The organism is Inquilinus sp., assembly GCF_057815775.1.
In genome coordinates, this window is sequence record NZ_JBYRFX010001157.1 from 1 (window position 1) to 1,582 (window position 1,582).

A 1,582-nucleotide genomic window follows, 5' to 3' on the forward strand; every position below is an offset into this window, starting at 1 on the left:
CATCCGCGGCCCGATCCGCGGCGACCTGTACTGGGGCGAGGGGCATGACGCCGGCAACCTGGCCAGCGCCATGAACGCGGAAGGCCGCGCCTTCATGCTGGTGCCGCGCGCCACGCTGGGACTGGCGGCGCCGGCCCGGTAACGGCCGGACAAAAGGGGCTGCGTGCAGCCCATCGCGGCGGAATTCGGGCGGCGAGACCTGCATGGATCGCCGGCTGGCGATGCGAGGCCAGCAATGGCGCTGCCGAGTCGTCCGACGTAGGCTATGCATCGCGGCCTCGAGGTCGCTCTATACGGCCGCCGCCCCCATGACCGTCACACTCGCCTCGCCCCGCACGTCCGTTTCGGCGGGGATCGGCTTTGCCTGCCTGGGCTTCGCCCTCTACACCTGCATGGACACGGCGGTGAAGTGGCTGAGCGCAGGCTACCCGCTCTATCAGGTCATCTTCTTCAACTCCGCCTTCGGGCTGGTGCCGATGCTGGCCTTTGCCCAGCTGACCGGTGGCTTCGGCCAGTTGAAGACCAGGCGGCCCTGGCTGCACGGCGTCCGCGCGGCGCTGGCGCTGATCGGCTCCTTCACCTGCTTCCACGCCTATTCGGTGATGCCGATCGCCGATGTCTACGCCATCCTGTTCTGCGCGCCGCTGCTGATCACCGCCCTGTCGGTGCCGATCCTCGGCGAATCCGTCGGCTGGCGGCGCTGGAGCGCGGTCGGCGTCGGCTTCATCGGCGTGATGGTGATGCTGCGCCCGGGCGCCGGCATGGCCAACCCGGCGATCCTCGGTGCCCTGTTTTCCGCCGTCGCCAACGCCCTGGGCTTCCTGCTGCTGCGCCGCTTCATCGCCACCGAGAACCGCATCACCTTCGGCTTCTACGCCAATTCGACCACGGCGATCGTCACTGGGATGATGATGCTGGTGCTCGGCGGGGTGGCGCCCAGCCTGACCGACCTGCTGCCGATCGCCATCGGCGGCATGCTGGGCGGCAGTGCCTATCTGTTCGTCACCAACGCCTACCGCCAGGCGCCGGCCGCGGTGGTGGCGCCGTTCCAGTACACCCAGATGATCTGGGGCGTGCTGTCCGGCTACCTGCTGTGGCACGACGTGCCCGACACCACCATGCTGGTCGGCTGCGCCATCGTCATCGCCAGCGGCCTGTACATCCTGCACCGCGAGACGGTGCGGGAGGCGCCGGTGGCCCAGGGCGCCACGCCGTCCGCCACCGTTGCCTCGGCCGCATCGCCGATCAAGACGACATAGGCCCGGCCGGAGTTTCCGCGAAGGTCTGGACTTTCCGCCGACAGACGCATGTCGCGGGCGCGCACAGACTCGCCTTAAGGTGTACCGGGTGAGGTGGAGGCGACTGCTGAAATCACCGCAGAGGAGATCCGGTCAATGACGCTCCAAAGCATCAATCCCAAGGATCTGCCGGTTCCGCAGACATACAGCCAGGTCGTCGTTGCGACAGGCAGCAAGCTGGTCTTCATCTCGGGCCAGGAGCCCGAAGACATCCATGGCAAGCTTGTTGGCCGTGGTGATCTTGCGACCCAGGCGCGCCAGGTGTTTGCCAATCTCGGCCGAGC

2 protein-coding genes are annotated in these 1,582 nt (G+C 67.8%); both read left to right on the top strand.

Annotation, left to right across the window (positions count from 1 at the left end):
- Positions 1-308: 308 nt before the first annotated feature.
- Entirely contained in the window at positions 309-1,259 is a 951-nt protein-coding gene (locus AC3XYG_RS41010) for a DMT family transporter (protein WP_489145681.1), read from the top strand.
- A gap of 135 nt (positions 1,260-1,394) precedes the next feature.
- Positions 1,395-1,582, top strand: a 188-nt coding sequence (locus AC3XYG_RS41015) for a RidA family protein (protein ID WP_489145682.1), incomplete at its 3' end; no start/stop codon positions are given.

Bases quoted from the DNA above. Each gene is read 5' to 3' on its own strand.
- AC3XYG_RS41010 (WP_489145681.1), top strand. From the start codon at position 309: ATGACCGTCACACTCGCCTCGCCCCGCACGTCCGTTTCGGCGGGGATC.